This is a genomic window from Bradyrhizobium canariense (assembly GCF_018130465.1).
Classification (GTDB): domain Bacteria; phylum Pseudomonadota; class Alphaproteobacteria; order Rhizobiales; family Xanthobacteraceae; genus Bradyrhizobium; species Bradyrhizobium canariense_C.
Genome location: NZ_JAFCKJ010000030.1, coordinates 1 through 1,653, shown reverse-complemented (window position 1 = coordinate 1,653; position 1,653 = coordinate 1). Strand labels below are relative to the sequence as shown.

The following is a 1,653-nucleotide window of genomic DNA, read 5'->3' as shown; positions in this document are numbered from 1 at the left end:
GGCAGCACGACGTCGAAATTGCCCGAGGCAAGCTCGCGCATCGCCTTGCACATCGCGATCATCGGACGCGAAATGCCATTGCCCAGCATCCAGGCCAACGCGGCACCAATGGCAAGGCCGCCGAGCGCCATCATCAGCATCGTCCGCTCAGTGTCGCCAATGGTGGCATTGGCGCTCACTTCGATGCGCTGCTGATCCGCCGTCAGCTCCGACCGCAGCTCACCCGAGAGCTTGAGAATGGACGTGGCCGTCTTGGTCATCTCGCCGTTCAGCTTGACGATGACCTTCACGTTCTCCGTCAGCTTTGAAAAGGAGGTGCGGTACTGCTTCAGCAGATTGCCGATCTCGGTGACGCGGTCGGTGATCTTCTGGTCGTTGGCATAGATCGAGACCAGCAGGGTCTCCAGGAACTTGATGCGGGCGATCACGCCGTCGGCGGTCTTCGGCTCCGGCTTGGCGACGAAGGCGCTGACCGAGGTGGAGACCGCAAGATATTGCGATGTGATGTCCTTGGCCGTGCCCTGAACCGAGTTCAGGCCCGCCAATGCCGCGGTATCGGCAAGATCGTCGAACTTGAAGCGGATCTTGTTGCCGACGCTGTTGAGTTCATCGGCCGCGATCTTGTTGTTCTCGCGCGTCAACGTGATGATCTCGCCGAACACCTTGGTAAAGCTCTTGAAGTCGGCCTCGAGCTTGCCGACCTGCTCGCGGCGCGCTGCGCCCGTGGTGGCCGCCGCCGACTTGGCGATCGCGGCCCTCAGATTCTCTTCGGCTGCTTTGGCCGCGGTCTCATCATCCGCCGCGCCGGTCAGCGTATAGGCCCGCGCCAGCCCCTGATAAGCGATCAGTTCGCGATCGACCGTCCGCGCAAGGTCAGCTTCGGCGACGCTGGAGCGGTAGGAGGCCACGGCGGCCTGAATCCGCTCGAAGCCGTAATAGGCGAAAGCCATGCTGACGGCGAGGATGGCGAGCACCGCCACGAAGCCGAGGATGATTTTTGCGCGAAAACGCAAGGTGAGCAGCTTCGATGTGGTCGGCTTCGACTTGACGGGCATTCCCCCACCCCATTCCATTCGCGGAAAACCAGGCGCAGCCCTGAAGCAGCCCGCTTCCTGACTCGTGAGCACGGTAAAGGGCAAAGGATAAGCGGCGGTAAATTTGCGACGCCGCAACTGGCGGTTAGGCGACGCGCCTCCGTCGTCCTGGACAAGCGAGCGGAGCGAGCGCTGATCCAGGCCCCATCATCACCGGGTGGTTCGGTGAAAACTCGGGGTTACCAGCGTCGCGCCGCGGCTCCCCATTGGGGTAATGGGTCCTGGCTTTCGCCAGGACGACATTGGCGGGAATGCCCTACGCCGCCCGGATATTCCCCATGAAGCGGTCGAGCTCGGCGCGCAGCCGGGTGCTTTCGGACGACAGCGTCTTGGCCGAGTGCAGCACCTCTTCCGAGGCCGAGCCGGTCTCGGCGGCGCCGCGATTGACCTGACCGATGTCGGTGGCGGCGGTCTGAGTGCCCTGTGCGACGGTCTGGACGCTGCGCGCGATTTCCTGCGTCGCCGCGCCTTGCTGCTCCACGGCGCTCGCAATCGAGGTCGAGATCGACGAGATCTGGCCGATGGTCGCGCCGATCTCCTTGATCGCCGCAACCGACTC

2 pseudogenes are annotated in these 1,653 nt (G+C 63.5%); both read right to left on the bottom strand.

Annotation, left to right across the window (positions count from 1 at the left end):
• Nucleotides 1-1,055, bottom strand: a pseudogene (locus tag JQ591_RS35200) (methyl-accepting chemotaxis protein); the annotation flags it as partial.
• 295 nt (nt 1,056-1,350) lie between these two features.
• Nucleotides 1,351-1,653 (bottom strand): annotated as a pseudogene (locus tag JQ591_RS35195) (methyl-accepting chemotaxis protein); the annotation flags it as partial.